Below are 26,018 nucleotides of genomic sequence, written 5' to 3'. Positions count from 1 at the left end.
ATGAAGATCATCCTGCCCGACGAAACCGGCCGGAAGATGGACTACCATCTGATCGGTACTCCTGTTCCTCGCAGTGCCCTTCCTGCCAATCCGGCCCGGATCGTCTATTCGGCGGCCCATGTCGTCGCTGATCCGTTTACGGATAATGCACCGTCTGGCCGTGCCACGATTGACTGGAAGAAGACGCTTGAGTTCCGTCGCTACCTCGTCGGCATGGGCCTCGGTATTGCGGAAGCGATGGATACGGCCCAGCGCGGCATGGGTCTGGACTGGCCCGGTGCGCTGGATCTGATCCGTCGCACCAAGGCTGAACTGCCCGATGCAATGGTCGTGAACGGCGCGGGGACAGATCATCTGGACCCGAAGGATGCACGCTCCGTCGATCATGTGCTTGCAGCTTATCTGGAACAGGTCGAGGCGATCCAGAAGGTTGGCGCACGCGTCATCCTGATGGCCAGTCGAGCCCTCGTCCGTGTGGCGTCCAGTGCCGAGGACTATAAGCGGGTTTACCGCGAGGTGCTTTCCGCCTGTGATGAGCCTGTCGTTCTGCACTGGTTGGGCAAGGATTTCGATCCGGCTCTGGCTGGCTACTGGGGCACGGATGATTTCAATGAGGCCCTGGAAACAGTCCTGAGCATCATTGAAGAAAACGTCTCGAAGGTGGACGGCATCAAGATTTCCCTTCTCGACAAGGAGAAGGAAATCATCATGCGTCGTCGGCTGCCCAAGGGCGTGCGAATGTATACGGGTGATGATTTCAATTACCCCGAACTGATCGCCGGGGATGAGCAGGACTACAGCCATGCGCTTCTCGGCATTTTTGATCCGATCGCGCCGCTGGCGGCTCGTGGTGTAAAACTGCTGGGTGAAGGCGATGTGAAAGGCTTTCACGCTGCGCTCGACCCGACCGTTCCTCTGGCCCGCGTGATCTTTCAGGCGCCCACGCAGTACTACAAGACGGGCGTGGTGTTTCTGGCCTGGCTGAACGGATTTCAGGATCACTTCATCATGCTGAATGGTGCGCAGTCCATGCGCTCCATTCAGCATTTCACGGAGATCTTCCGTCTCGCTGATGGCTGCGGCCTGCTGCGGAACCCCGATCTGGCCGTGCACCGGATGAAGTCGCTTCTGGCGATGTACGGGGCCTGATCATGCGGGACTTCCGTCACGATCATTCGGCTCTCGCCCTCAATACCGCAACGCTTGGCCATAATGTGCCGGGCGTTGGGGCAGGGTGGTCACCGGAACAGACGATCGACGCCTGTGCCGAACGCGGCATTGGCGGGATCGTGTTCTGGCGGCGGGAGATCGAAGATAGGGCTGCGGAAATCGGAGACCGGGCGCGTCAGGCTGGGGTGAAGGTTGTCGGCCTGTGCCGGACGCCCTTTCTGGTCGGTCCGCTGGGCCTTCAGACAGAAGAGGCGATCCTGTCGGATTTCCGTCGGTCCATCGACCAGACGGCCGCACTCGGGACCGATGTTCTGACCATCGTTGTCGGTGGTGTGGAAACCGGCACGAAAGGCGTGACGCGCAGTCTGGACATCGTGGCGGACCGTATGGCGAAGGCCATTCCCTATGCTGAAGCCTGTGGCGTGAAACTCGCGCTGGAACCTCTGCATCCGGCTTATGCCGGAGACCGCTCCTGCCTCACGACCACCCGTGACGCCCTGGATCTCTGCGACCTTCTGGCGTCGGAGAGCCTGGGCGTTGCGATCGATATCTACCATGTGTGGTGGGACACGGACCTGCCACGCCAGCTCGCTCGTGCGGGAAACCGCATTCTGGGTTTTCACCTATGTGACTGGCTTGTTCCCACAACCGACATCCTGCTTGACCGCGGGATGATGGGGGACGGCGTTGCAGACCTGCGGGGGATCCGCAGGGAGGTGGAAGCCGCCGGGTATTCCGGTTTCTGCGAGGTGGAAATCTTTTCCGCGAATAACTGGTGGAAGCGCCACCCGGCTGACGTGCTGGACACGATGGTCGAACGCTTCCGCACTGTCTGCTGACCCGTCGGAGGGCATCATGAAGATCCTCGTCCCTGTCAAACGTGTCGTCGATTACAACGTCCGCATCCGCGTAAAGGGTGACGGATCTGGGGTCGAGCTTGCGAACGTCAAGATGTCGGTCAATCCGTTTGACGAAATTGCCATCGAAGAAGCTGTCCGTCTCAAGGAAAAAGGCATCGCCACGGAAGTGGTTGCTGTCTCCATCGGTGTGCCGCAGGCGAAAGAAACACTGCGCACTGTGCTCGCCATGAGCGCGGACCGCGCCATTTTTGTCGAAGCCACGACGGATGTGAACGTAGATATCGAGCCTCTCGCCGTCGCCAAGCTGTTGGCGAAGGTGATTGAGGATGAGAAACCAAACCTCGTCATCGCGGGCAAGCAGGCCATCGACAACGACATGAACGCGACCGGCCAGATGCTCGCCGCCCTCCTGGGGTGGGGTCAGGCCACGTTCGCGTCGTCCGTCGAGATTGAGGGCGACAGCGCAACCGTCAGCCGTGAGGTTGATGGTGGCCTTCAGACCATCCGCGTGAAGCTGCCTGCCATCATCACGTCGGATCTGCGCCTGAACGAGCCGCGCTATGTCGCTCTGCCCAACATCATGAAGGCCAAGAAGAAGCCGCTTGAAGAACGCAAGGCGTCTGATCTTGGTGTGGATATTGCGCCGCGCCTGAAGGTCATCCGCACGGCTGAACCGCCTCAGCGTCAGGCTGGTGTGAAGGTCGGTTCCGTCGATGAGCTGGTTTCGAAACTCAAGACTGAAGCAGGAGTGATCTGATGTCTGTTCTGCTGCTTGCTGAAGTGGCCAATGGCCACCTCGTTACCGATACCGTTGCCAAGGCCCTGTCCGCCGTCAAGGCGCTGGGCGATGTGACGGTTCTCGTCGCGACCCAGAACGGAGCGGATGCTGCCGCTGAAGCTGCGAAGCTTGAGGGTGTGTCCAAAGTCCTGCTGGCGGATGATGCGTCTCTGGCTCATGAACTGGCTGAACCTGTCGCCGCTCTCATCGTGTCTCTGGCGTCCGGCTATAGCCATATCGCTGCGGGCTCGACGGCGTTCTCCAAGAACGTTCTGCCCCGCGTTGCGGCTCTGCTGGATGTCATGGTCCTGTCAGACGTAACGGCCGTGAAGGATGCTGAGACGTTCGATCGTCCGGTCTATGCCGGCAATGCGATCCAGACGGTGCAGTCCTCCGATCCGGTGAAGGTTTTCACCATTCGTACTGCGGCCTTCTCGGCTGTTGGCGAAGGTGGGTCTGCCAGTGTGGAAAATGTGTCCGTTCCGGCTGATCCGGGGCTTTCGTTCTGGGTGGAAGACAAGGCAGTTGAGTCCGAGCGTCCTGAACTGACGGCTGCCAAGACCATCGTTTCAGGTGGTCGTGGCGTCGGATCGAAAGAGAACTTCGACACCATCGCTAAGCTTGCGGACAAGCTGAACGCTGCCATCGGTGCCAGCCGGGCTGCTGTGGATGCCGGATACGCGCCGAATGACTGGCAGGTCGGTCAGACGGGCAAGATCGTGGCGCCTGATCTGTATATCGCGGTCGGTATTTCCGGGGCGATCCAGCATCTGGCGGGCATGAAGGATTCCCGGGTGATCGTTGCCATCAACAAGGATGAAGATGCCCCGATTTTCCAGGTCGCGGATTACGGGCTGGTGGGAGACCTCTTCACCATCCTTCCCGAACTGACGGCAAAACTCTGACAGGCCCCGGCGGCCTGCAGGGAGGAGAAAGACCATGACTACGATCGAACGGGAAAGCATGGACTATGACGTTGTCATCGTCGGCGCTGGCCCTGCCGGTCTCTCCGCGGCGATCCGGCTCAAACAGAACGAGCCGGACCTCTCCGTGGTCGTACTGGATAAAGGGTCTGAAGTCGGGGCGCATATCCTGTCAGGCGCGGTCATTGATCCGTGCGCGCTGGATGTGCTGCTCTCTGACTGGCGGACCATGGATGCGCCCATTACCGTCCCGGTGAGGGAAGATAATTTCTTCCTGCTGACGGAAAAGAGCCAGATCCGCCTGCCGAACAGCATGATGCCAAAACTCATGGACAACCATGGGAATTACATCGTCTCGCTCGGGAATGTCTGTCGCTGGCTGGCACAGGTCGCAGAGGGCCTGGAGGTGGAAATCTTCCCCGGCATGGCAGCGAGCGAGATCGTTTATGACGAGCAGGGCCGCGTTGCGGGTGTCGTGGCTGGTGAGTTTGGCAAGAACCCGGACGGAACACCGGGCGATGCCTATGAACCGGGCATGGAACTGCGCGGGAAATACGTGTTCTTCGCGGAAGGCGCGCGGGGTTCACTGGCCCGTCAGTTAATGGATCGGTTCGCGCTTTCCGAAGGCAAAGACCCGCAGAAATTCGGGTTGGGCCTCAAGGAAATCTGGGAAATCGATCCCGCCAAGCATCATGAAGGCACGGTCACGCACACCATGGGCTGGCCGCTGAACAGCAAAGCCGGTGGCGGGTCCTTCATCTACCATCTCGACAACAATCAGGTCTGCGTTGGGTTTGTGGTCCATCTTGGCTATGAAAACCCGTATCTGGACCCGTATCGCGAGTTTCAGGAGTTCAAGCACCACCCGATGGTGGCCGAACTGCTGAAGGGCGGAAAGCGTGTGGCCTACGGGGCCCGCGCGCTTTCAGAAGGCGGCTGGCAGTCCATCCCCAAGGTAACCTTCCCGGGTGGTGTTCTGCTGGGGTGTTCCGCCGGGCTGGTGAATGTCCCGCGCATCAAGGGCAGCCATAACGCCATTTTCTCCGGCATCGCAGCAGCGGACGCGGCACGCTCCGCTCTGGCTGCGAGCAGGGCACAGGATGAACTGACGGCCTATGAAGACGAACTCCGTAATGGCCCTGTAGGCGCAGACCTCAAGCCTGTCCGGAACGTCAAACCGCTTTGGGAGCGTTTCGGGCTGATCGGTGGCGTCGCTCTTGGTGGCCTTGATATGTGGATGACCAGCCTGGTCGGGTATTCCCCGTTCCGGACCCTGCATCATGGCAAATCCGATGCCGCAGCAACGGGTCTGGCTTCGCAGTTCAAGCGGATCGACTATCGCAAACCGGATGGCGAACTGAGCTTCGACCGCACGACCAACGTGGCGTTCTCTTTCACCAACCATGAAGAACGCCAGCCGTGCCATCTGACCCTGCGTGATCCATCCATCCCGATAGCGGTCAATCTGCCGCTCTATGACGAGCCGGCCCAGCGATATTGCCCGGCGGGTGTCTATGAAGTGCTGCGCCCGGAAAATGAACAGCCACGCTTTCAGATTAATTTCCAGAACTGCGTGCACTGTAAAACGTGTGACATCAAAGATCCGAGTCAGGATATCGTCTGGACAACACCGCAGGGCGGGGATGGCCCAAACTATCCGAACATGTAAATATCAAATAAAATAGAAAGAAAAACATTCTCTTTTATTTGATTTTACCTGAGATAATAACTCTAGAACATGAATAGTTAAAGGTTGTTCCCATAACGGGAACCTGAAGAAGAGGAACAAGGCAATGAGTGGCATCGACCTTTCGGCATCGCCGCCAGTGTCCCTGAATGGTAAAAGTGTTCTGACCGCAATCCTGGCTGCGGTCGCGGGGCTGATGTTTGGCCTCGATCTCGGTGTAATTTCAGGCGCCTTGAAATTCATCGGTCAGGAATTCAACGTGACGGATTTTGGCAAAGAATGCATCGTCTCGGCCATGATGGTCGGGGCGGCGCTGGGCGCAGTTTCCGGCGGGCGGCTCTCTTTCCTCTTCGGCCGTAAGCGACTGTTGCTGTCTTCCGCTTTCCTGTTCGTTCTGGGTTCGCTGCTCTGCGCGCTGGCCACATCCGTCACGTTTCTCATCATCGGACGGATGGTGCTTGGCGTGTCTGTTGGTATCGCCAGCTTTACCGCTCCACTTTACATCTCCGAGATCGCCCATCAGCACTACCGCGGGTCTCTGATCTCGGTTTACCAGCTCATGATCACGGTCGGGATTTTCGTAGCGTTTATCTCCGATGCGCTGCTGGCGTATTCCGGTTCCTGGCGTTGGATGCTCGGAATCGTTGCCATCCCCGGCGTCGTGTTTTTGCTGGGTGTGCTTCTGCTGCCGGACAGTCCGCGCTGGCTGGTTCTGCGCGGACGCAAGGACGAGGCCTTCACGGTCCTGCATCAGCTCCGTGGCCATGAAGGGGAAGCACGCTCGGAAATTGCAGACATTGAGGAGCAGCTTGCCCAGATTGAAGGCGGCTACGGTCTCTTCAAGGCCAATGCCAATTTCCGCCGTTCAGTGTTTCTCGGGGTTCTGCTTCAGACCATGCAGCAGTTCACCGGCATTATCGTGGTCATGTACTACGCCCCGCGCATCTTCGAAGTCGCAGGTTTCGGCGATAACGCAGCCATGTGGGGTACGGCGATTGTCGGACTGGTCAACGTGCTCTCCACGTTCATCGCCATCGGCTTCGTGGACAAATGGGGCCGCCGTCCGATGCTCATTGCCGGCTTCATTATCATGACGATCGGCATGTTTACGGTTGGCACGCTTCTCTATTTCGGAACGGGTGACAGCGAACTGGCCCGCTATGGTGCTGTCGTGATGCTGCTGGCCTTCATCGTGGGCTTTGCGTTCTCTGCCGGACCGCTGGTGTGGATCCTGTGTTCGGAAGTGCAGCCCATCAAGGGCCGTGACTTCGGTATCGCCTGCTCGACTTTTACGAACTGGATCACAAACATGATTGTTGGTCTGACGTTCCTGACGCTGTTGAACACGATCGGCAATGCTCAGACCTTCTGGATGTATGCCGCTTTCAATGCGTTCTTCATCTACCTGACCCTGAAATTCGTGCCTGAAACGCGTGGTGTCAGCCTCGAACAGATCGAGCGGAACCTCATGGCTGGCAAGCCGCTCAACCGGATCGGCCTGTGAACCTCGGCTCTGACACCCTTTCTGGCAAGACTGTCCCGGCGCTCTCACGCCTGCCGGGACAAACCGCCGTCGTGGACTCGTCCCGGGAGCGGTTTCCCCTGACGGAGACCCAAGACAATGACAGTAAAGATCGCCATTAACGGTTTCGGCCGTATTGGCAGGCTGGCCCTTCGCAGCATCGTTGAAACAGGACGGCAGGACGTTATGCCGGTCGGAATCAATGGGCCTGGATCAGTCGAAGACAAGGTGCATATGCTGATTTATGACAGCGTGCATGGCCGGATGCCGGGTGAGGTGCAGCTTGAGGGCGACATGCTCACAATCACCCATAACGGCAGAACTTACGGTCCTATCCGTGTCTCTTCCGAGCGTGACCCTTCAAAGGTTCCGTTCGAGGGCGTGGATGTGGCCCTTGAATGTTCAGGTCTTTTTACGACGAAGGAAAAGGCAGGGCTTCTTCTGGATGCCGGTGCCCGCAAGGTTCTGATTTCCGCGCCGGGAACGGATGTTGATGCCACCATTGTATATGGTGTGAATAATGACATGCTGAAGCCGGAAATGACGGTCATTTCCAACGCCTCCTGCACGACCAACTGCCTTGCTCCGCTTGTGAAAGTGCTGGACGACAATTTCGGCATCGAATGCGGCTACATGGTCACGATCCACTCCTATACCGGAGACCAGCAGATCGTGGACCGTCGCCATCGGGATCTGCGGCGGGCACGTTCCGCCGCCCTGAACATGGTTCCCACTTCGACTGGGGCCGCCAAGGCCATCGGACTGGTGCTGCCCCATCTGAAAGGTCGGCTGGACGGAACCTCTATCCGTGTTCCAACGCCGAATGTCTCGCTGGTGTCGCTCGACTTCCTGTCCCGCAATCCGCCTGAGACACCAAAGGATGTGAACCGCGTCATGCAGGAAGCGGCCAAGGGGGCTCTGAAAGGCGTGCTGGCCTATAGCGATGCGCCTCTGGTCAGCAGCGATTTCAACCACTCGCCCGCGTCGTCCAATTTCGATGCAACACAGACGGCGATCATGGAATGCGGACGGATGGTGCGCGTGTGTGCTTGGTATGACAACGAATGGGGTTTCTCGAACCGCATGATCGACACGTCCGTCCTGTTTGGGACGATGTAAGTCAGGTGGCTATTTGTTTCAGAGTATGGAACGGAGCATAAAAGCACTTTCCTGAACGGAGGGTGCTTTTTCCATGATGTCCCGTCTGAAACTTCTGGCGCTAATGGCCTGCCTTGGCGCGCCGCTTGGGGCTTCTGCCCAGAGCGTGGCCTCCATGCCCGCAACCTGCGACAACGCGAAATTCCTGAACGACCAGCAGACTTTCGAACAACGCGGCGCCACCCGGACGGACCTTCCGGAACATATCTGCGGGCGTGTCATTGCGGTGGCACAGCGGGCGCAAAGAACACGCAGCGGCTGGCATGGCTATTTCTACGTCGATGTCGGACAGGGCGTTTCCATCCGGATCGTCTCCGGGCTGGATGAGATGAGCGCCCCTCAGTGGCCGTGGGTCCAGAAGGGTGACACCGTTGAGGTGCAGGGCCGGTATTATTACGACAGCCTGCGCAAGCAGGGCATCGACTGGACGCATCATGGCACAAGTCGCAAATGGCCCTGGGCCGGGTATGTGACCGTCAACGGACATCGCTACGAATAAAAAAAGCCCCGGAGGATCATCCTCCGGGGCTTTTTCCTGACAAGACGACTTAGTTCGTCGCTTCGTCTTTTTTCTCGGCGTCTTCGTTCTTGAGCTCCGAGCCTTCGATGATCTCGAAGTCCAGCGCGTCGTTTTTCAAACCGATCTTCACAGCGCCACCCTTTGCCAGCCGGCCGAAGAGCAGTTCTTCCGCCAGAGGCTTCTTGATGTGCTCCTGAATGACACGACCCAGAGGGCGTGCACCATACAGGCGATCGTAACCCTTCTCGGCCAGCCATTCCTTGGCGGCAGAGGAGATTTCGATCGTGACGTGACGGTCGGCCAACTGGGCTTCAAGCTGGAGAATAAACTTCTCCACCACGCGGCCCACGGTCTCCGGCGTCAGATTGGCGAACGGAATGACCGCATCCAGACGGTTCCGGAACTCAGGGGTGAAGGTGCGCTTGATCGCCTCTTCATCCTCGCCCGAACGACTGGTGCGACCAAAGCCGATCGCTTCCTTGGACAGATCCGCCGCGCCGGCATTCGTGGTCATGATCAGGATCACGTTGCGGAAATCGACGGTCTTGCCGTTGTGATCCGTCAGACGACCATGATCCATGACCTGAAGCAGGACGTTGTAAAGGTCCGGATGGGCCTTTTCGATTTCGTCCAGCAGCAGGACGGCGTGGGGATGCTGGTCAATCGCATCCGTCAGCAGTCCGCCCTGATCAAACCCGACATAGCCCGGAGGTGCACCGATCAGACGGGAGATCGAATGACGCTCCATGTATTCGGACATGTCGAACCGGATCAGCTCAATGCCCAGAGACGAGGCAAGTTGCTTGGCCACTTCCGTTTTGCCGACACCCGTGGGGCCGGAGAACAGGTAGTTGCCAATCGGCTTCTCCATATCGCGCAGACCGGCGCGGGACAGCTTGATCGCTGCGGCAAGCGCATCAATCGCCTTGTCCTGACCGAACACCATGTTCCGCAGATCCCGCTCCAGATGGCGCAGGGTCTCACGGTCATCTGCCGTGACAGCCTTGGGCGGAATACGCGCAATCTTGGCGATGGCGTCTTCCACGTCTTTCAGCGTGACGGTCTTGCGGCGCTTGTTCTCAGGAACCAGCATCCGCGCCGCACCGACCTCATCAATCACGTCGATGGCCTTGTCCGGCAGCTTGCGGTCATGCACGTAACGGGCTGCCAGTTCGACGGCGCCACGCAGGGCCTCGTCGGTATAGCGAACCTTATGGTGCTTCTCGTAGCTGCCCTTCAGGCCCCGCAGGATCTTGATGGCATCCTCAATGGATGGTTCCGGCACGTCGATCTTCTGGAAGCGCCGTACCAGAGCACGGTCCTTCTCGAAGTGCTGCCGGAACTCCTTGTACGTCGTGGACCCGATGCAGCGCAGCGTGCCAGCCGCCAGAGCCGGTTTTAGAAGGTTGGACGCATCCATTGCTCCGCCCGACGTTGCACCCGCACCAATAACGGTGTGGATTTCGTCGATGAACAGGATTGCACCCGGCGTCTGGTCAAGTTCCGTCACAACGGCCTTGAGGCGTTCCTCAAAGTCACCGCGATAGCGCGTACCAGCCAGAAGCGAACCCATGTCGAGGGAGAAAATCGTGCTGTCCTGCAGGACTTCAGGTACGTCCTTCTCAACGATGCGCTTGGCCAGACCTTCTGCAATAGCCGTCTTGCCCACACCCGGATCACCCACATAAAGTGGGTTGTTCTTTGTGCGGCGGCACAGGATCTGGATCGTGCGTTCAATTTCCTGATCGCGACCAATCAGCGGATCGATCCGTCCTTCGCGGGCACGATCGTTCAGATTGACGCAATAGGTCGCCAGTGCACCGTCCTTGGCCGTTTCCTTGCGCTCTTCGCGTTCGGACGTGTCCTTGGACGCAGCAGCAGGTTTGCGGCCTGCACCCCGGTCCGGAGCTTTGGCAATTCCATGAGAAATGAAGTTCACGGCGTCGAGTCGCGTCATGTCCTGCAATTGCAGGAAGTACACGGCATGGCTTTCACGCTCGGCAAAGAGCGCAACCAGTACGTTCGCGCCCGTGACTTCGTCGCGGCCTGTGCTCTGCACATGAATGGCCGCACGCTGGATCACGCGCTGGAAAGCCGCCGTGGGTTTGGGTTCTGTCGGGCGATCTGACGCTAGCCCCGCCAGATCCTTGTCCAGGAAATCGGTCAGGTCGGAGCGCAGCTTCTCAAGGTCGATTCCGCATGCGCGGAAAACCGTCAGTGCGTCGGCATCTTCTGTCAGAGCCAGCAGCAGATGTTCGAGGGTGGCATATTCATGACGCCGATCCCCCGCGAATGTCAGGGCGCGGTGGAGCGTCTGTTCGAGCGTACGGGACAGCATAGGGTGGCGCTCCTCTCGACCTCTCGTGGAAGAGGTATCTTGTCGTGGTGCAACACGTAACGCCAGTCAGAAACGCAGGATTGAACAAGAAATTGTCCGGTGCCTGCATTCCTTAGGGCAGGAAAGTCAGTCTTTTTCGATCGTACACTGAAGCGGATGCTGGTTCTGGCGTGCCAGATCCATAACCTGAGCCACCTTGCTTTCCGCAACCTCGTAGGTAAAGACGCCGCAGACGCCGACCCCTCGCTGATGCACCTGCAACATGACGGCTGTCGCTTCTTCCCGGTTCATGGAGAAAAAGCGCTCCAGCACATGCACGACGAACTCCATTGGCGTGTAGTCGTCATTCAGCATCAGTACCTTGTACATGGACGGCTTGCGCGTCCGTGTCCGAGGACGAACGACAACGCTGAGTCCCAGATCTTCGTCATCGGGAAGGCGTGGCCCCGTGGGTTCTTTGGGGTCCGACGGTCCTGGCCCCATTACGGTCGATCCGTAAATGGATTCGGCTTGCAGACTGGCGGTAGCGGGTGAAAGAAAATCGTAAGAAGACATGACTGGTATGATATGGGACGCTTCCCCCGACTTGAGAAGGGGGTAAGAAGCAGTACATTTCGTGAATATTGCCATGTTCCTGACATGATCTGGTCGGCTTTGCGTCATGCTTACGAAAAATTAAGCAAACTCCCGCAAACCCTGTGGACGGGCGCTTTTTGTTGCGCCTAATGTAATGGGATTACAGGCTGCTTCAAAGCGGTCTGACTGTCCCCGGCGATAATGTTCTATTCAGAGGCTGCCATAGAATGCGTTCTCCTTTCCGCAAGGCCCTCCTGTTATGTGCACTGACGGCAGTAGGTATGGGGTCCGCCCGCGCGCAATATGCCGGGCATGTTTCCAGCTTCGTGATGGATGCCCGAACCGGAGCCGTCCTCTCGCAGTCCGATGCGGAGTTGCAGCGCTATCCGGCGTCTCTGACCAAGCTCATGACGCTGTATCTCACTTTCCGCGCCCTTGAAGCGCACCAGATTACGCTGGATCAGGAAGTTCCGGTCTCCATTCATGCTTCCATGCAGGCGCCTTCGAAGCTGGGGCTTGTACCGGGAACACGTCTGACGGTTGAGCAGGGCATTCTTGCTCTGGTTACGAAATCCGCCAATGACGCCGCCTGCGCTCTGGGTGAGTTTCTGGGCGGTGGTGACGAAGTGCGCTTCGCCCAGCTCATGACACAGCAAGCCCGCGCTCTGGGCATGATCAACACGACGTTCCGCAATGCGTCTGGTCTGCCAGATCCGGATCAGGTGACAACGGCGCATGATCTTGCCCTTCTGGCACAGCATCTGATCAATGATTTCCCGCAGTATTATCACTATTTCGGCGTGCCTTCCTTCTACTTCCATCGTCATCTTGTGCCGAACCATGATCCGATGCTGAAGATCTATGCAGGCGCTGACGGGATGAAGACAGGCTACACGGATGCGGCTGGCCATAATCTCGTGACGTCCGCTATTCGTGGGAATGTCCGGCTGATTGGTGTGGTGCTGGGGTCGTCGTCCAATGGGCGCCGCTCTATGGAAATGGCGTCCATTCTGGATGATGCCTTCGCTTCTGAAGGTGTGGCACCGCAGCCTCTGATGCATCCGGTCGCACCACGGACGATGATGATTGCTTCCGCCCGCCACGGTGGTCGCTTTGCGCATAGCCGCACGCTGGTTGCGTCCAATCGTCCGATGGAAGTGGCGGATGCCCCGACCGGGCCTCGCCGCTTCGGTCGTATTACCCGGCGGGGAGCATCGGTCCGTATGGTCAGTGCGCATCATGTCGCGACCCATCACAAGGCGGGTCGTCACCCGCGAGGCTGAAAAACTCGTCTCCCTGCCTTGCGGTCAAGGCAGGACAGTCGCATTTTGTCCCGACCTGTAGAAAGATTGAGGATCGGGCGGCAGACATGGGTGATAATTCGCGTGGGATTGTTCTTTACAACAGTGAAGACTTCAAACATCTGAGAAAAGTCGGGCAACTGGCCTCAGAAACGCTGGATATGATCACGGAGCATGTTCAGCCGGGTGTCACGACGGAAGAACTGAACCGGATTATTCATGAGTTCACTCTGGCTCATGGCGCGATCCCGGCTCCCCTGAACTACCATGGCTTTCCGAAAGCCTGCTGCATTTCCATCAACCATGTCGTCTGTCACGGTATTCCAGGGGACAAAAAGCTTTCCAACGGCGATATCGTCAATATCGATGTGACGTCCATTCTGGACGGCTGGTACGGCGACAACTCTCGTATGTACATCGTCGGAAAAGCCCCGAAAAAAGCCGAGAAGCTGGTTGAAGTGACCTATGAATCCCTGATGCTGGGGATTGAGCAGGTCAAACCGGGCAATACGCTTGGCGATGTCGGCCATGCAATTCAGGTTCATGCTGAAAAGAACCGCTTCTCCATCGTGCGTGATTTCTGCGGTCATGGCATCGGGCGAGACTTTCACGCTGCTCCGAACGTCCTGCATTATGGAAAACCGGGGCAGGGCGTGAAGCTGGTGCCGGGAATGGTCTTCACGATCGAACCGATGCTCAATATCGGCAAGCCCGAAGTCAAAGTACTGGATGATGGCTGGACAGCCGTTACGCGTGACCGCACACTCTCCGCTCAGTTTGAGCATATGGTTGGGGTGACGGAAGACGGTTGCGAAATCTTCACCCTCTCCCCGAAAGGTTACAACAAGCCCCCTTACGGAGCTGGCGCATGAAAAAAATCTTTGCCCTGATTGTTGCAGGTCTGACAGGGGGCACAGCGCTGGCTGCTCCCGCAACGACCACTCTGAGTTCTGCTCACGATCCGCTGGCTTTCGGCCCGGATCATATGTCTCCAGGCGTGCTGGTGTCAGGTAAGCACGGCATGGTGGTCTCAGCGCAGCATCTTGCATCGGAAGCCGGGGCGCAGATTCTTGCACAGGGCGGTAACGCCATCGATGCGGCTGTTGCCGTGGGTTATGCGCTGGCAGTTGTCTATCCGGCGGCGGGAAATATTGGTGGCGGCGGTTTCATGACCATTCGCCTGAAATCCGGTCAGACGGTTTTCGTGGATTTCCGCGAACACGCGCCGGGTGCCGCAACCGCCACCATGTATCAGGATGCTTCCGGCAAGGTTATTCCGGGTCTGTCCATGGAAGGCTGGAAAGCCGTTGCGGTTCCGGGGACGGTGGCTGGACTGGATACGATTCTGCAAAAATGGGGGCATCTGTCGCGTGAGAAGGTCATGGCGCCTGCCATTGCTCTGGCGCGCGATGGCTTCATTTTGAAGGAAGGGGACGTGCAGCTTCTGAACACGTCCACGAAGTATTTTCATCAGGACCCGTATGCGCGGCCGATTTTCCTGCGTCCGGATGGATCGTCTTTTGAACCGGGGGACCGACTGGTTCAGAAAAATCTCGCCAATTCTCTGGAACTGGTCGCCAAGAATGGGCCGAAGGCTTTCTATGACGGGCCGATTTCCGCTGAGATCGTACGCGCCAGTAAAGAAGGCGGTGGTCTTCTGGAAGCCGCTGACTTCACAAACTACCATATCCGTTTCATGGACCCGATCCGCTGCACCTATCGGGGCTACACGATCGATACGGCCCCTCCGCCCAGTGGTGGTGGTGTAGCGCTCTGCGAAATCCTGAACATTCTGTCCGGCTATGACATGCACGCGCTGGGCCTGCACACGGCGGCGTCTGCGCAGCGTGAAATCGAAGCCATGCGTCATGCCTATTCAGACCGGCGTGACCTTGGCGATCCGGCTTTCGTCAAAAATCCGATCGAACATCTGAATGATCCCGCTTACGCCGCGCAGGTGCGGGCTGGTATTCCGCTGGATCATGCGCTGCCTTCCAACACGCTGCGTGCAGGCGAAGCACTCCCGGTCAAGGCCGCAGAAGCCGCGCCGGATACGCAGGAAAAGCATGAGACGACCCAGTTCTCTGTTCTGGACAAAAGTGGTATGGCGGTTTCGGCCACTTATACCCTCAATGGCTGGTTCGGCTCGGGTGTGATGGGTGGCAACACCGGCATCTGGCTCAATGACGAAATGGATGATTTCTCGTCCAAGCCGGGTGCACCGAACATGTTCGGAATTGTTGGCTCTGAAGCCAATGCCATTGCTCCGGGCAAGACACCGCTGTCCTCCATGTCTCCGTCGATTGTCTCGAAGGACGGCAAGGTTGTTATGGTGATTGGCAGCCCCGGTGGCTCCCGTATCCCAACGATTACGCTTTCTGCCATTCTGGGCGTGCTCGATTACGGGCTGGACATCAGACAGGCTGTGGATCTGCCTCGAATCCACGAACAGTGGGAGCCTTCTGCTGTAGAACTGGAGCCGGGTGCCCTGACGGATGATGTGATGAATGCGCTAAAATCCGAAGGATATGCGCTGTCTCTGCATCGCCCATGGGGAGTAGCTGAGGGCATTCTGGCCGATCGTCCGAGCCTGTCTGCTCACGAAACTGGTCTGATCTACGGTGCTGCTGATCCGCGTCATGCGGGTGGTGAAGCCGCGGGTGAATGATAGGGGGTTGTCAGACACCCCCATCTCCGTGTTAGGAGAGCGCCGGGAGGTCGGCTTTGGACGGATACCTTGCCAACCCGGTCAGGTCCGGAAGGAAGCAGCCGCAGTGAGTTTTATCCGGGTTAAATGTCCGGCCTCCTACCAAGTGCAGCCTGTGGGCGCGACAGGTTCTCTGTTCTGCGCCCCGGCACAAGGCCGACAGAGAGCGGTCTTCACATCCCGCTCTGACGGTTTCCAGTTTCATGACTGACGATAACGACAATCTTCCCCTGCCGCCTGAAAGCGGTGGTGGCTTTTTCGGTGATGCGCCTGCGGAACCTGTTCCGGTTCCTGCGCTCCCGGAAAACAACACACCTTATCGCGTTCTTGCCCGCAAATATCGGCCTCAGACTTTTGAAGATCTGATCGGTCAGGACTCGCTGGTCCGTATCCTGCGGCGCGCGTTCGAACTAAAGCGTGTGGCGCATGCCTTCATGCTGACGGGCGTTCGCGGTGTGGGTAAGACCACGACAGCTCGTATTATTGCACGTGCCCTGAACTGCGTTGGCCCGGACGGGAAGGGCGGCCCAACGGCTGAACCCTGTGGCGTTTGCGCGAACTGCACCGCCATTCTTGCGGACCGCCATCCCGACGTGCTGGAAATGGATGCGGCCTCCCGCACTGGCGTTGATGACGTCCGTGAGATCATCGAGGCCACACGTTTCCGCCCGATGCAGGCGCGCATGAAAGTCTTCATCATTGATGAAGTGCACATGCTGTCCCGCAATGCATTCAATGCGCTTCTGAAAACGCTCGAAGAACCGCCGCCGCAGGTTACGTTCATTTTCGCGACGACAGAACTGCGGAAGGTGCCGGTCACGGTTCTGTCCCGCTGTCAGCGCTTTGACCTGCGCCGTGTGCCGCAATCTCTGTTGATCGAACATTTTGGCCGTATCGCGCAGAAGGAAGGCGCAAGCCTGTCTGACGATGCTCTGGCCCTGATTGCCCGTGCTGCTGATGGGTCCGTTCGTGACGGCCTTTCGCTGCTGGATCAGGCGATTGCCCAGGGTGCCAGCGATGCGGATGCCGTGTCAGACATGCTTGGGCTGGCGGATCGCGGACTGGTCTTTGACCTGCTTGAAGCTCTTATGGCTGGCAAAGCGGCAACGGCTCTGGATCTGACGGATCAGGCTTATGCAAGAGGCGCTGATCTGGGCGTCCTTCTGGCGGATCTGCTGGATCTTCTGCATCTCGTATCCCGCCTCAAGGCTATGCCATCCCTGCGCGAAGGCCGGGATCTGCCGGAAGCGGAGCGGACGCGGGGTGGCATGCTTGCCGATCGTTTGTCCACGAGTGTTCTGGGACGCGCGTGGCAAATCCTGCTCAAAGGCGTTGGAGAGGTTGAGGCCGCGCCTGACCGGCGACAGGCGGCGGAAATGGTACTGATCCGTCTGTGCCATGCCAGCCTGCTGCCGACGCCGGACCGTCTGATCCGCCAGTTGACGGAAGGCGGTGTCGATCTCTCGCTTCCGTCTGGTCCGTCTGGTCCGTCTGGTCCGTCTGGTCCGTCTGGTCCGTCTGGTCCGTCTGGTCCGTCTGGTCCGTCTAGTCCGTCTGGGGGATCTACGAACGTCGGATCTTCAGCTGGCAGCGTAAATATTCAGGCTCATGCCTCGCAGCAGCTTTCCGCGTCTACGGATCAAGGCGGCCCGAGAGCGCATGTTCGCCTTGTCGCCAATGGTGGCGAGATTATTGAAGCTGGCTACGCTGAAGTCGAGCCAGAGCAACCCACGGAACCCGAACCCCTGACGCCTCCGCGCACATGGCGCGAAATGGTGGCCCTGACATGGGACAAGGTTCCCCAGCTTCATGGAACGCTTCGCAATGCGGTGCATCTCGTGCGGTTCTCCCCGCCAGATGTTCAGATTCGCCTTGAAGATGCCCAGACCAAAGCCGACAGGCTTCTCCAAAGTTTTCTGGAAGAGCATTTTCCCGGTCAGTGGCGCATCAGCCTCTCAACAGCTGAGGGTGAGCCGACGCTTGACGAGCAGGGAGCCGAGGTTGTGCAGCTCAACCGGGCCGCGGTTGAAGCTCATCCACTGGTCAAAGCTATTCTTGACGCTTTTCCCGGTGCGAAAATTGGCGATGTGCAGGATCATTCCCTTGATGAATACGGTCTACCACCCGAAATAACCGCACCATTGACGGAGGATTCTCCTCCCGACCTGGAATTCGCGCCCCTCGATGCCGATTTCCTTGATGAAGACGATCTACTGAAAGACCAGGAGCCGTTATGAAGAACCTTGCCGGACTGATGAAGCAGGCCAGCCAGATGCAGTCCAAGATGGAAGAAGCCCAGAAAAATCTGGCCAATCTGACGGTGGATGGCTCGGCGGGTGCAGGTCTCGTGACGCTTCAGCTCACGGGTAAGGGCGAAATGCGCAGCCTGAAGATCGATCCGAAGCTGGCTGATCCGAACGAAATGGAAATGCTTCAGGATCTGATCGTTGCTGCTTATACGGACGCCAAGAACAAGGCAGAAGCAGCCAGTTCTGCGGCCATGCGCGATGTGACAGGTGGTCTGGACCTGCCCCCTGGCCTGAAGCTGCCGTTCTGATCCTTTTTCCTGCGGACGTGACGCCATGATGATCAGCAATGACATCGAACAGCTGATTTCCATGCTGTCCCGTCTGCCGGGACTTGGTCCTCGGTCGGCGAGACGGGCTGCTCTCAGCCTGCTGCGCCAGCCAGAGGCGCGGATGTTGCCTCTGGCGCATCTTATGGAACGCGCCGCGACCAGTGTGAGAACCTGCACTCTGTGCGGGAATCTGGATACAGTCGATCCCTGCCATATCTGCACGGATGCTCACCGTGATCGCGGTCTGGTCTGCGTTGTCGAGACTGTTGGCGATCTCTGGGCCCTTGAGCGGGCGGGGGTGCATCGAGGTGTCTATCAGGTGCTCGGTGGCACACTTTCTGCGCTTGCAGGACTTGGTCCGGATGACCTGAATGTCGCGTCTTTGCTGGATCGTATTGCCGAAGGTGGTGTCAGGGAGGTCATTCTGGCCCTTGGCGCGACTGTTGAGGGTGCAACGACCGCGCACTGGTTGCAGGAAAAGCTGGCTCTCACAGGTGTGACGGTCAGCCGTGTCGGGCATGGTGTTCCAATGGGGGGAGCGCTGGATGTGCTGGATGATGGCACGCTCGCAGCGGCCCTGATCGCACGGCGCGCTTTATGATTTCTCCGCGTGTTCCTCGTACGGCGCTTGTGACGGGGGGAGCCAGACGCATTGGCCGTGCATTGGTCGAAATGCTGGTGGAGCAGGGCTTTAGGGTTGCCATCCACTACCGTGAGAGCGAGGCAGATGCTCAGGAGCTTCTCGATCAGCTTGGCGGTTGCGGTTGTCTTCTGAAAGCGGATCTGGCCTGCGAAAAAGATGTTGATGCCCTTTTTACCAAAGCCACGGAAAAGCTGGGGCCAATTGGTGTTCTCATCAACAATGCTTCGGCTTTCACGCGAGATGAGATCGGGACGACGACCCGGGAAAGCTGGGATCAGCACATTGAACCCAATCTAAGAGCGCCATTTGTGCTGTCTCAGGCTATGGCACAGTCTCTGCCGGAAGATGCGGAAGGACTGATTCTGAACATGCTGGATCAGCGTGTCTGGAACCTGACACCACATTTCGTCAGCTATACCGTGTCTAAAGCTGGTCTGTGGACCCTGACACAGACGCTGGCGCTCGCGCTGGCCCCCCGGATTCGCGTCAATGCGATTGGCCCCGGACCTGTTCTGCCGGCTGTAGGGCAGTCACAGGAGCATTTTGACCGAATGTGCGCCGGAACGCCCCTGAAGCGCGGTGCCTTGCCTGAAGAGATCGCTCAGGCCGCTCTGGCCCTGTTTTCGCTCCCGTCCGTGACTGGCCAGATGCTGGCGATGGACGGTGGTCAGCACCTCAACTGGTCACCCGCCCGATAAATTCAGGGCTGGGGCTTCAGAGCTGCGGGAAGATAATCTTCCACAACCAGAGAAATGGGTGCGTTGTCGGACGCACGCCGGAGTATGGCCCGGTTTTCCAGAACGATTCCCGACGATGCGTCCGGAAAATGCGATTCGAGTCGCTGTCTGTGGAAATGTGTCTCGGTCACAGCCTTCCCGAAAGGTGTGTCTGTCGTCTCAAGAATATGGTTCATTTCAGCCGTCAGACGTTCTGGCACATACCAGTTCCAGGCGTCTGACAGGGCGACATCGCCGCATAGAAGCTGGACGTGCCGGGTCCGCACCTGATCTGCCGTTTTGACGTCCAAAAGCAGAAGAACGTCCGGAGAGGGCTGTTCACGGGCTGGAAGGCGCACCACCCGGATGGGAAGAGCGCAGTGTTCCTGAAGGACTGCCGTTGCGCTGGGATGATGGTCCAGCCGGTCTTTCAATGCACGAACGGCTGCGCCATCCGGGGACGAAACGTCCCCCGGACCGGCGCAGCCGCTCAATGCTGCTGCAAAGGAAAGAGCACGGACAACCTTAGTTGTCGTCGCGGTCGTCCTTGTCAGTCGTGACTTCGATGTCGTTCGAAAGATCATCGTCATCGTCCAGATCATCATCAGGTGCCATGACATCGTCATCGGCATCATCATCCGTGTCCAGATCGACGTCGACATCATCTTCGTTCTCGTCAGGCTGAGCCTTCGGATCCTTCTCTTCCGGCAGCGGGCCTTCGCTCCGCTTCAGACGGCCGATGTCGTTCGGCTGGGTGGTGCCACACTTGGGGCACACTGTAGGGACGCGGTTCAGGTCATAGAAGCGGGCGCCGCACTCAACGCACGTCCGTTTTAGACCGAGTTCGGGTTTTGCCATGTTATGCAAGCCTGCCAATGCCTCGGATAAGGAACGCGGCCATGCCAGCTTGTTTCCGTCATGTCAAACATGAAGTGTCTTAAAAACTGCATGAGCGCACCCTTTTGTAGGTGATTGACAGGCAGGAATGACCCTCGCATGAACAGGGGCATGCAAGCGCGACCTTTGACAGTTTCCGCGTCCCCGAAGGGACTTTCCGGCCGCACCCGTGTTCCGGGTGACAAATCCATCAGCCACCGTTCGCTGATGCTGGCCTCTCTCGCACATGGCCGTACGCATGTTTACGGTCTTCTGGAGGGCGAGGACGTTCTGCGGACTGCAGACGCCATGCGCGCTCTGGGTGCGACCATCATCCGCGACGGTGCCGTCTGGACGATTGACGGTCGGGGCGTCGGGGAACTGACCGAGCCAGCCGACGTGCTGGATATGGGAAATTCCGGAACGGCCGCGCGCCTCCTGTCCGGTATTCTGTCGTCCCATAAAATGAACAGTGTCATGACCGGGGATGCTTCCCTCCGCTCCCGTCCAATGCGTCGCGTCATGGATCCCCTGTCCAAAAACGGTTCCGAATTTCTGGCCCGTGAGGGGGGACGCCTTCCGATGGCTGTCCGCGGTGACGGTCAGGCCAAACCGCTGGAATATCGTTTGCCGGTTGCTTCGGCACAGGTGAAATCCGCCGTTCTGCTGGCTGGTCTGAATGCTGTCGGCAAGACAGTTGTGGAAGAACCGGTCGCGACCCGTGATCACACCGAAAACATGCTGCGTCACTTTGGTGTCGAGGTTGATGTTTCCGTTCTTGATGCCGGTGGACGTCGAATCGAACTGACTGGTCCGGTGAAGCTGACGGCTCGTGACGTGACAGTGCCGGGCGATCCGTCCTCTTCCGCTTTCCCGCTGGTGGCTGCACTGCTGGTTCCCGGGTCCGATCTGCTGATCGAGAACGTGGGCCTTAATCCCCTGCGGACAGGTCTGTTCACGACACTGCTCGAAATGGGCGCTGACCTGACGATTGAGAACGAGCGCGTTGAAGGTGGCGAGCCTGTTGGTGATCTTCGCGTTCGTCACAGCAAGCTCAAGGGTGTGGACGTGCCGCCCGAGCGTGCTCCTTCGATGATTGATGAATATCCCGTTCTGGCAGTGGCCTGTGCCTTTGCAGAAGGATCGTCCCGTCTACGTGGTCTGGAAGAACTGCGCGTAAAGGAAAGCGACCGTCTGGCTGCCACGGTTTCCTTGCTGAACGTCAATGGCGCAGAAACGGAAGTCGTGGGTGATGATCTGATCGTTCAGGGTTTCAAGGGATCTCTGGGGGGGGGCACCGTGACGACGCACATGGATCACCGTCTGGCCATGAGCGGCATCGTGTTCGGTCTGGCCGCGCAGAAGCCGGTTCATATCGACGATACGGCTTTTATCGAAACCAGCTTTCCCGGCTTTGTTGACCTGATGAACGCATTGGGTGCGGATATCCGGGCATGAGCCGTCCGCTCGTCATTGCCGTGGATGGGCCAGCCGCAGCTGGGAAGGGGACGCTGGCCAAGGCGCTCGCAGCCAAGCTGGGGCTGCCCTATCTGGATACCGGGTTGCTGTACCGTGCTGTCGCGCGTCGGATGGTAAATGCGGGTCTGGACCCGGCGGGAGATGCGTCTGCCCAGGCGCAGGCACTCCAGCCGGAAGATCTGGCCCGAACGGATCTCCGTGTTCCGGAAATCGACCGGGGGGCCTCTCTGGTGGCGGCCCAGCCTGCGGTTCGTGCAGCCCTGCTGGACCGGCAGCGTGTGTTTGCCACGCAGACTGGCGCTGTTGTGGACGGCCGAGACATCGGAACGGTCGTTTTTCCCGACGCAGACGTGAAGTTTTTCATCACGGCTTCTCCCAGAACACGTGCCCTGCGTCGCCACCATCAGGTTCATGGCGAGGCTCCTCTGGCCAAAGCTGAACTTGAAGCGGCTGTTGCCGAGATTGTCGCGCGAGACTCGCGGGATTCTTCGCGGGATACGGCACCCCTTGTACAGGCTGCGGATGCTGTTCTGATTGAGACGGACGACCTCTCCGCAGAACAAGTGCTTGAAAAAGCCTGCGAAGAAGTCTCACGCCGACAGGTGCGCTCCTGATTGCTCGCAGAGAGCGATCAAACACCCGTTTTTTTATTGACAGAGCGCCTGCTGAGGGTGTTTTTGCGGGCTAGCACTGTGTCCGTAATGGGCACGGTGTCGTCTGTCGCGCGTATTTGCGTGCAGGCTTAACCTAACGGACCCGTCCTGACCTCTGATGGCAGCGGGGAGTCGTCACGACAGATCCTGATCCGCGTGGCGCAGACGTGGATGATCGGTTTTAGGCCGAAAATCCGGGAATATTGTATTTACATGGCTTCAGCCAACCAGACCCCTGCCGATCACGGCATGGAAGATTTTGCAGCCCTTCTCGAAGAGACCCTGGGCCGCGACACCGGTTTTGACGGCTCCGTCGTCACCGGTCGCGTGATCCGTCTGACAGACGAATTCGCTATCGTTGATGTCGGTCTCAAGAGCGAAGGCCGCGTTTCCCTTAAGGAATTCGGCCCGCCGGGTGTTGCTCCGGACGTAAAGCCGGGCGACGTTGTCGAGCTGTATGTCGAGCGTTACGAAGACCGTGACGGTTCCATCGTTCTGTCCCGCGAGAAGGCTCGCCGCGAAGAAGCATGGACCGCTCTGGAGCGTGCATTCGGCAACAACCAGCGCGTCAACGGCACGATCTATGGTCGCGTCAAGGGTGGCTTCACGGTTGATCTGGGCGGCGCAATGGCGTTCCTTCCGGGCAGCCAGGTTGACATCCGTCCGGTTCGTGACGTCGGCCCGCTGATGGGTCAGCCGCAGCCGTTCCAGATCCTGAAGATGGATCGCGCACGTGGCAACATCGTTGTGTCCCGTCGTGCCGTTCTTGAAGAGACCCGTGCAGAACAGCGCTCCGAGCTGATCCAGGGCCTGAAGGAAGGCATGATCCTTGACGGCGTGGTCAAGAACATCACCGATTACGGTGCGTTCGTTGACCTCGGCGGCGTTGACGGCCTCCTGCATGTCACGGACATCGCATGGAAGCGCATCAACCACCCGTCCGAAGCTCTGCAGATCGGTCAGCCGGTTCGCGTGCAGGTCATCCGCTTCAACCCGGACACGCAGCGTATCTCCCTCGGCATGAAGCAGCTTGAAGCTGATCCGTGGGAAAATGTTGCACTCAAGTACCCGGCAAATGCCCGTTTCACGGGTCGCGTCACGAACATCACCGACTACGGCGCATTCGTCGAGCTGGAGCCGGGCGTCGAAGGTCTGGTGCACGTTTCCGAAATGTCCTGGACGAAGAAGAACGTCCATCCAGGCAAGATCGTCGCTACTTCCCAGGAAGTCGACGTCATGGTTCTGGACGTGGACAGCTCCAAGCGTCGTATTTCCCTTGGTCTCAAGCAGGTTCAGCGCAACCCTTGGGAGCAGTTCGAAGAAGAGCACAAGGTTGGCTCTGTCATCGAAGGCGAAATCCGCAACATCACCGAGTTCGGTCTGTTCATCGGCCTCTCCGCAGACATCGACGGCATGGTTCACATGTCCGACCTGTCCTGGGACGAAGCTGGCGAAGCAGCCATGGCGAACTACGAGAAGGGTCAGGTCGTCAAGGCCAAGGTCCTCGACGTGGATCCTGAGAAGGAGCGTATCTCCCTGGGCATCAAGCAGCTTCAGGAAGATCCGGCAGCCGACACGCTTGCTCGCGTTCAGAAGGGTGCAGTTGTTACCTGCGTCGTGACAGCAGTCCAGACGAACGGTATCGAAGTGAAGGTCGACGATCTGCTGACCGGCTTCATCCGTCGTGCGGAACTGGCTCGTGACAAGGCTGAGCAGCGCCCAGAGCGCTTTGCAGTCGGCGAAAAGGTTGATGCGAAGATCGTGTCCGTTGACCGTGCAGCTCGCAAGCTTGCCCTGACGATCCGTGGCCGTGAGGTCGAGGAAGATAAGGCCGCCATCAGCGAGTACGGTTCTTCTGACTCGGGCGCATCCCTGGGTGATATCCTGGGTGCGGCAATTCGTCGTCGCAGCACGGACGTCTAAGGTTGTAAAAATCTTACAGAATTATTCTGTGACGGTTTTAAGAAAGAGCCGCGAAAGCGGCTCTTTTTTTATGCCTGTATTCCAAAAACCTCTTTTTTCTTTGGGGGTTTTGTTACTGTAAACCTTCGGGTAAGGATTATTGTATCGTGATGGCGATAGTCTTTTACGACTTGTTGCCAAAGTAGCGGACTGTTCGGCTCTGGATGGGAGTGGGTGTCAGGCACCCAGAAGATTGATGGCGGTTATTTACAATACGAATTATACCCACAATCCTAATTCCTATCTAACGCTGGCGGTTGAACGGGCCGCCAAATCGTTGTTCGGAAAAGATCAGGTGGAGGGATCGAAGAACCATCAATTGATGTGCTTGGCCCGTGATTTCTGGGTTTTGGCGATTTGATTGACGGTTCTTTGGGGCGTTTTCTGTTTGCGTTTTGAGCAGATCGAGTGCTGTTTCCCGCTGGATGACTACGCGCTCGCGCTCAATCGTTCGAGGAAGAGAAAGCGGCGCATGTTGTAGACAATATTGGCCAGTCCGATCCTCATGGTGGCCCGGGTGATACCGACAGTTCGGATGAACAGTCCCGTCTGCGATTTCTGATCGGCAAAGACATGCTCGACACGAGATCGGATCACAGACTTTCCTGCATTGGATCTCTGGATATGCCGGGGCATCGGTTTGAGATGCGGTTTTTTTCTGTGAACCTTCGAAACAAATCCCTGCTTTTCCATGAAGTCTTCATTGGCTTTGGAGCGATACGCCGTGTCTGCCCAGACGCTTGAGGCCGTATTGGTGTTATCCAACAGCCCTTCTCGCAATCGCGCACCATCACTGGCGGCGGCATCTGTCGTCTTCCATTTCCGGATGAACCGGAACTTCCTGTCGATGGAGACATGGGACTTGTAGCCAAAGAACGGAATGGCCAGATCCGTTGTGGGGATCGTCCCGTCATCCTGACGCTTCGCCTTCGTGAACTTCAGTGTCCATCGTGCATGACGATCCTTATGCGACAGCTTTGCCGGCTTGTCCTGCCAGTCTTCGGGGGTACGTCCTGCCCGGAGGTCGGCTTTCTCAGCGTTCGTATTGCGCTGCTTTGGAGCGGCTACCAATGTTGCATCCAGGATCTGGCCCGACATCGGCAGATAGCCCGCGTTCCGCAGGGTCGCGTCAAACCGGTCAAACAGTCTTTCAATGGCCCCCGCCTGGGTCAGGCGTTCACGGAACAGCCAGACCGTTTTGGCATCAGGCACACGGTCCGACAGCCTCAGACCTAAAAAGCGCATGAAAGAGAGGCGGTCGTTGATCAGATATTCCGTCCGTTCATCAGACAAATTGTTCAGCGTCTGGATCACCAGGATCTTGAACATCAGTACCGGATCAAACGGCGGACGCCCGCCTTTACTGCCGTCTGAATAGGCCAAAGCCTGCTCCAGATCAGGGCGGAACACTTCAAAATCCACTGTCCGGGAGAACGCTTCGAGCTGATCGCCAAGCCCGCTCAAACGGGCAAGCCGCTCTTCAACATCAAAGAAACCAAGCTGTTTCATAGCGGCATTCCCTCAACCAAAACCAAAGAAAGGGAATCACATAGAAAGCATCAAAAACAGAG

At 58.1% G+C, this 26,018-nt stretch carries 23 protein-coding genes and 1 other RNA gene; 19 read left to right on the top strand and 5 right to left on the bottom strand.

All coding sequences use genetic code 11. The features are described 5' to 3' along the window. From AC3B6F_RS04615 to AC3B6F_RS04580, 8 genes are all read left to right on the top strand, one after another. The gene (locus AC3B6F_RS04615; protein ID WP_489823530.1) at positions 1 to 1,149 is read left to right on the top strand and encodes a dihydrodipicolinate synthase family protein; all 1,149 of its coding nucleotides are present in this window, start codon (positions 1 to 3) and stop codon (positions 1,147 to 1,149) included. A 2-nt stretch (positions 1,150 to 1,151) separates the two neighbouring features. Further along, a complete protein-coding gene (locus AC3B6F_RS04610; protein ID WP_489823529.1) occupies positions 1,152 to 2,009 on the top strand; it encodes a sugar phosphate isomerase/epimerase family protein in 858 nt (285 codons plus the stop codon). A 16-nt stretch (positions 2,010 to 2,025) separates the two neighbouring features. Continuing rightward, a complete protein-coding gene (locus AC3B6F_RS04605) occupies positions 2,026 to 2,787 on the top strand; it encodes an electron transfer flavoprotein subunit beta/FixA family protein (protein ID WP_489823528.1) in 762 nt (253 codons plus the stop codon). After that, a complete protein-coding gene (locus AC3B6F_RS04600; protein WP_489823527.1) occupies positions 2,787 to 3,713 on the top strand; it encodes an electron transfer flavoprotein subunit alpha/FixB family protein in 927 nt (308 codons plus the stop codon). The genes AC3B6F_RS04605 and AC3B6F_RS04600 overlap by 1 nt, the downstream gene beginning before the upstream one ends. Positions 3,714 to 3,747: 34 nt before the next feature. Beyond that, the gene (locus tag AC3B6F_RS04595) at positions 3,748 to 5,400 is read left to right on the top strand and encodes an electron transfer flavoprotein-ubiquinone oxidoreductase (RefSeq protein WP_489823526.1); all 1,653 of its coding nucleotides are present in this window, start codon (positions 3,748 to 3,750) and stop codon (positions 5,398 to 5,400) included. A 124-nt stretch (positions 5,401 to 5,524) separates the two neighbouring features. Further along, complete coding sequence (locus tag AC3B6F_RS04590; RefSeq protein ID WP_489823525.1) at positions 5,525 to 6,922, top strand: sugar porter family MFS transporter; 1,398 nt, start codon at positions 5,525 to 5,527, stop codon at positions 6,920 to 6,922. Positions 6,923 to 7,039: 117 nt separating this feature from the next. After that, on the top strand, positions 7,040 to 8,059 hold the full coding sequence (gap, locus tag AC3B6F_RS04585; protein WP_489823524.1) for a type I glyceraldehyde-3-phosphate dehydrogenase: 1,020 nt from the start codon (positions 7,040 to 7,042) through the stop codon (positions 8,057 to 8,059). Positions 8,060 to 8,132: 73 nt separating this feature from the next. After that, entirely contained in the window at positions 8,133 to 8,597 is a 465-nt protein-coding gene (locus AC3B6F_RS04580) for a DUF3465 domain-containing protein (protein WP_489823523.1), read from the top strand. A gap of 49 nt (positions 8,598 to 8,646) precedes the next feature. Here the strand turns inward: AC3B6F_RS04580 and clpA are convergent, their stop codons facing one another. Continuing rightward, positions 8,647 to 10,956 carry an ATP-dependent Clp protease ATP-binding subunit ClpA gene (gene clpA, locus AC3B6F_RS04575; protein WP_062019072.1) on the bottom strand — a complete coding sequence of 770 codons (2,310 nt, stop codon included), beginning with the start codon at positions 10,954 to 10,956 and terminating at the stop codon, positions 8,647 to 8,649. 126 nt (positions 10,957 to 11,082) lie between these two features. Continuing rightward, positions 11,083 to 11,511: an ATP-dependent Clp protease adapter ClpS gene (clpS, locus tag AC3B6F_RS04570; protein WP_415573109.1), complete on the bottom strand. Its 429-nt coding sequence runs from the start codon at positions 11,509 to 11,511 to the stop codon at positions 11,083 to 11,085. Positions 11,512 to 11,759: 248 nt separating this feature from the next. On the opposite strand from clpS, the gene AC3B6F_RS04565 reads away from it, so the two are divergent. From AC3B6F_RS04565 to AC3B6F_RS04530, 8 genes are all read left to right on the top strand, one after another. Beyond that, positions 11,760 to 12,815 (top strand): D-alanyl-D-alanine carboxypeptidase family protein, encoded by a 1,056-nt coding sequence (locus AC3B6F_RS04565; protein WP_489823522.1) that lies wholly within the window; start codon positions 11,760 to 11,762, stop codon positions 12,813 to 12,815. A gap of 86 nt (positions 12,816 to 12,901) precedes the next feature. After that, positions 12,902 to 13,705, top strand: coding sequence for a type I methionyl aminopeptidase (gene map, locus AC3B6F_RS04560; protein WP_489823521.1), 804 nt, complete (start codon positions 12,902 to 12,904; stop codon positions 13,703 to 13,705). Continuing rightward, the gene (gene ggt, locus AC3B6F_RS04555) at positions 13,702 to 15,501 is read left to right on the top strand and encodes a gamma-glutamyltransferase (protein ID WP_489823520.1); all 1,800 of its coding nucleotides are present in this window, start codon (positions 13,702 to 13,704) and stop codon (positions 15,499 to 15,501) included. Before map ends, ggt begins: the two co-directional genes overlap by 4 nt. Positions 15,502 to 15,546: 45 nt before the next feature. Next, positions 15,547 to 15,643: signal recognition particle sRNA small type (ffs, locus tag AC3B6F_RS04550), an RNA gene on the top strand. A gap of 100 nt (positions 15,644 to 15,743) precedes the next feature. Then, positions 15,744 to 17,777, top strand: coding sequence for a DNA polymerase III subunit gamma/tau (locus AC3B6F_RS04545; RefSeq protein WP_489823519.1), 2,034 nt, complete (start codon positions 15,744 to 15,746; stop codon positions 17,775 to 17,777). Then, the gene (locus AC3B6F_RS04540) at positions 17,774 to 18,097 is read left to right on the top strand and encodes a YbaB/EbfC family nucleoid-associated protein (RefSeq protein ID WP_010500689.1); all 324 of its coding nucleotides are present in this window, start codon (positions 17,774 to 17,776) and stop codon (positions 18,095 to 18,097) included. Before AC3B6F_RS04545 ends, AC3B6F_RS04540 begins: the two co-directional genes overlap by 4 nt. Before the next feature lie 28 nt (positions 18,098 to 18,125). Next, a complete protein-coding gene (recR, locus tag AC3B6F_RS04535) occupies positions 18,126 to 18,719 on the top strand; it encodes a recombination mediator RecR (RefSeq protein WP_489823986.1) in 594 nt (197 codons plus the stop codon). Continuing rightward, entirely contained in the window at positions 18,716 to 19,459 is a 744-nt protein-coding gene (locus AC3B6F_RS04530) for an SDR family oxidoreductase (RefSeq protein ID WP_489823518.1), read from the top strand. The genes recR and AC3B6F_RS04530 overlap by 4 nt, the downstream gene beginning before the upstream one ends. A gap of 2 nt (positions 19,460 to 19,461) precedes the next feature. Here the strand turns inward: AC3B6F_RS04530 and AC3B6F_RS04525 are convergent, their stop codons facing one another. Together AC3B6F_RS04525 and AC3B6F_RS04520 are read right to left on the bottom strand one after the other, a co-directional pair. After that, the gene (locus tag AC3B6F_RS04525; RefSeq protein WP_253783309.1) at positions 19,462 to 20,067 is read right to left on the bottom strand and encodes a chorismate--pyruvate lyase family protein; all 606 of its coding nucleotides are present in this window, start codon (positions 20,065 to 20,067) and stop codon (positions 19,462 to 19,464) included. Beyond that, a complete protein-coding gene (locus tag AC3B6F_RS04520; RefSeq protein ID WP_010500698.1) occupies positions 20,003 to 20,335 on the bottom strand; it encodes an FYDLN acid domain-containing protein in 333 nt (110 codons plus the stop codon). The genes AC3B6F_RS04525 and AC3B6F_RS04520 overlap by 65 nt, the downstream gene beginning before the upstream one ends. 150 nt (positions 20,336 to 20,485) lie before the next feature. On the opposite strand from AC3B6F_RS04520, the gene aroA reads away from it, so the two are divergent. The 3 genes from aroA (at position 20,486) to rpsA (ending at position 24,408) form a co-directional block, all read left to right on the top strand. After that, positions 20,486 to 21,811: a 3-phosphoshikimate 1-carboxyvinyltransferase gene (gene aroA, locus AC3B6F_RS04515; RefSeq protein WP_489823985.1), complete on the top strand. Its 1,326-nt coding sequence runs from the start codon at positions 20,486 to 20,488 to the stop codon at positions 21,809 to 21,811. Then, entirely contained in the window at positions 21,808 to 22,446 is a 639-nt protein-coding gene (cmk, locus tag AC3B6F_RS04510) for a (d)CMP kinase (protein ID WP_489823517.1), read from the top strand. Before aroA ends, cmk begins: the two co-directional genes overlap by 4 nt. Before the next feature lie 252 nt (positions 22,447 to 22,698). Further along, on the top strand, positions 22,699 to 24,408 hold the full coding sequence (gene rpsA, locus AC3B6F_RS04505; protein ID WP_282857110.1) for a 30S ribosomal protein S1: 1,710 nt from the start codon (positions 22,699 to 22,701) through the stop codon (positions 24,406 to 24,408). Between the two features lie 468 nt (positions 24,409 to 24,876). Here the strand turns inward: rpsA and AC3B6F_RS04500 are convergent, their stop codons facing one another. Then, a complete protein-coding gene (locus tag AC3B6F_RS04500) occupies positions 24,877 to 25,956 on the bottom strand; it encodes an IS5 family transposase (protein ID WP_489823012.1) in 1,080 nt (359 codons plus the stop codon). Between the last annotated feature and the right edge of the window lie 62 nt (positions 25,957 to 26,018).

Source organism: Gluconobacter sp. ESL1110 (assembly GCF_058107395.1).
This window is presented reverse-complemented; position numbering and strand designations above follow the sequence as displayed.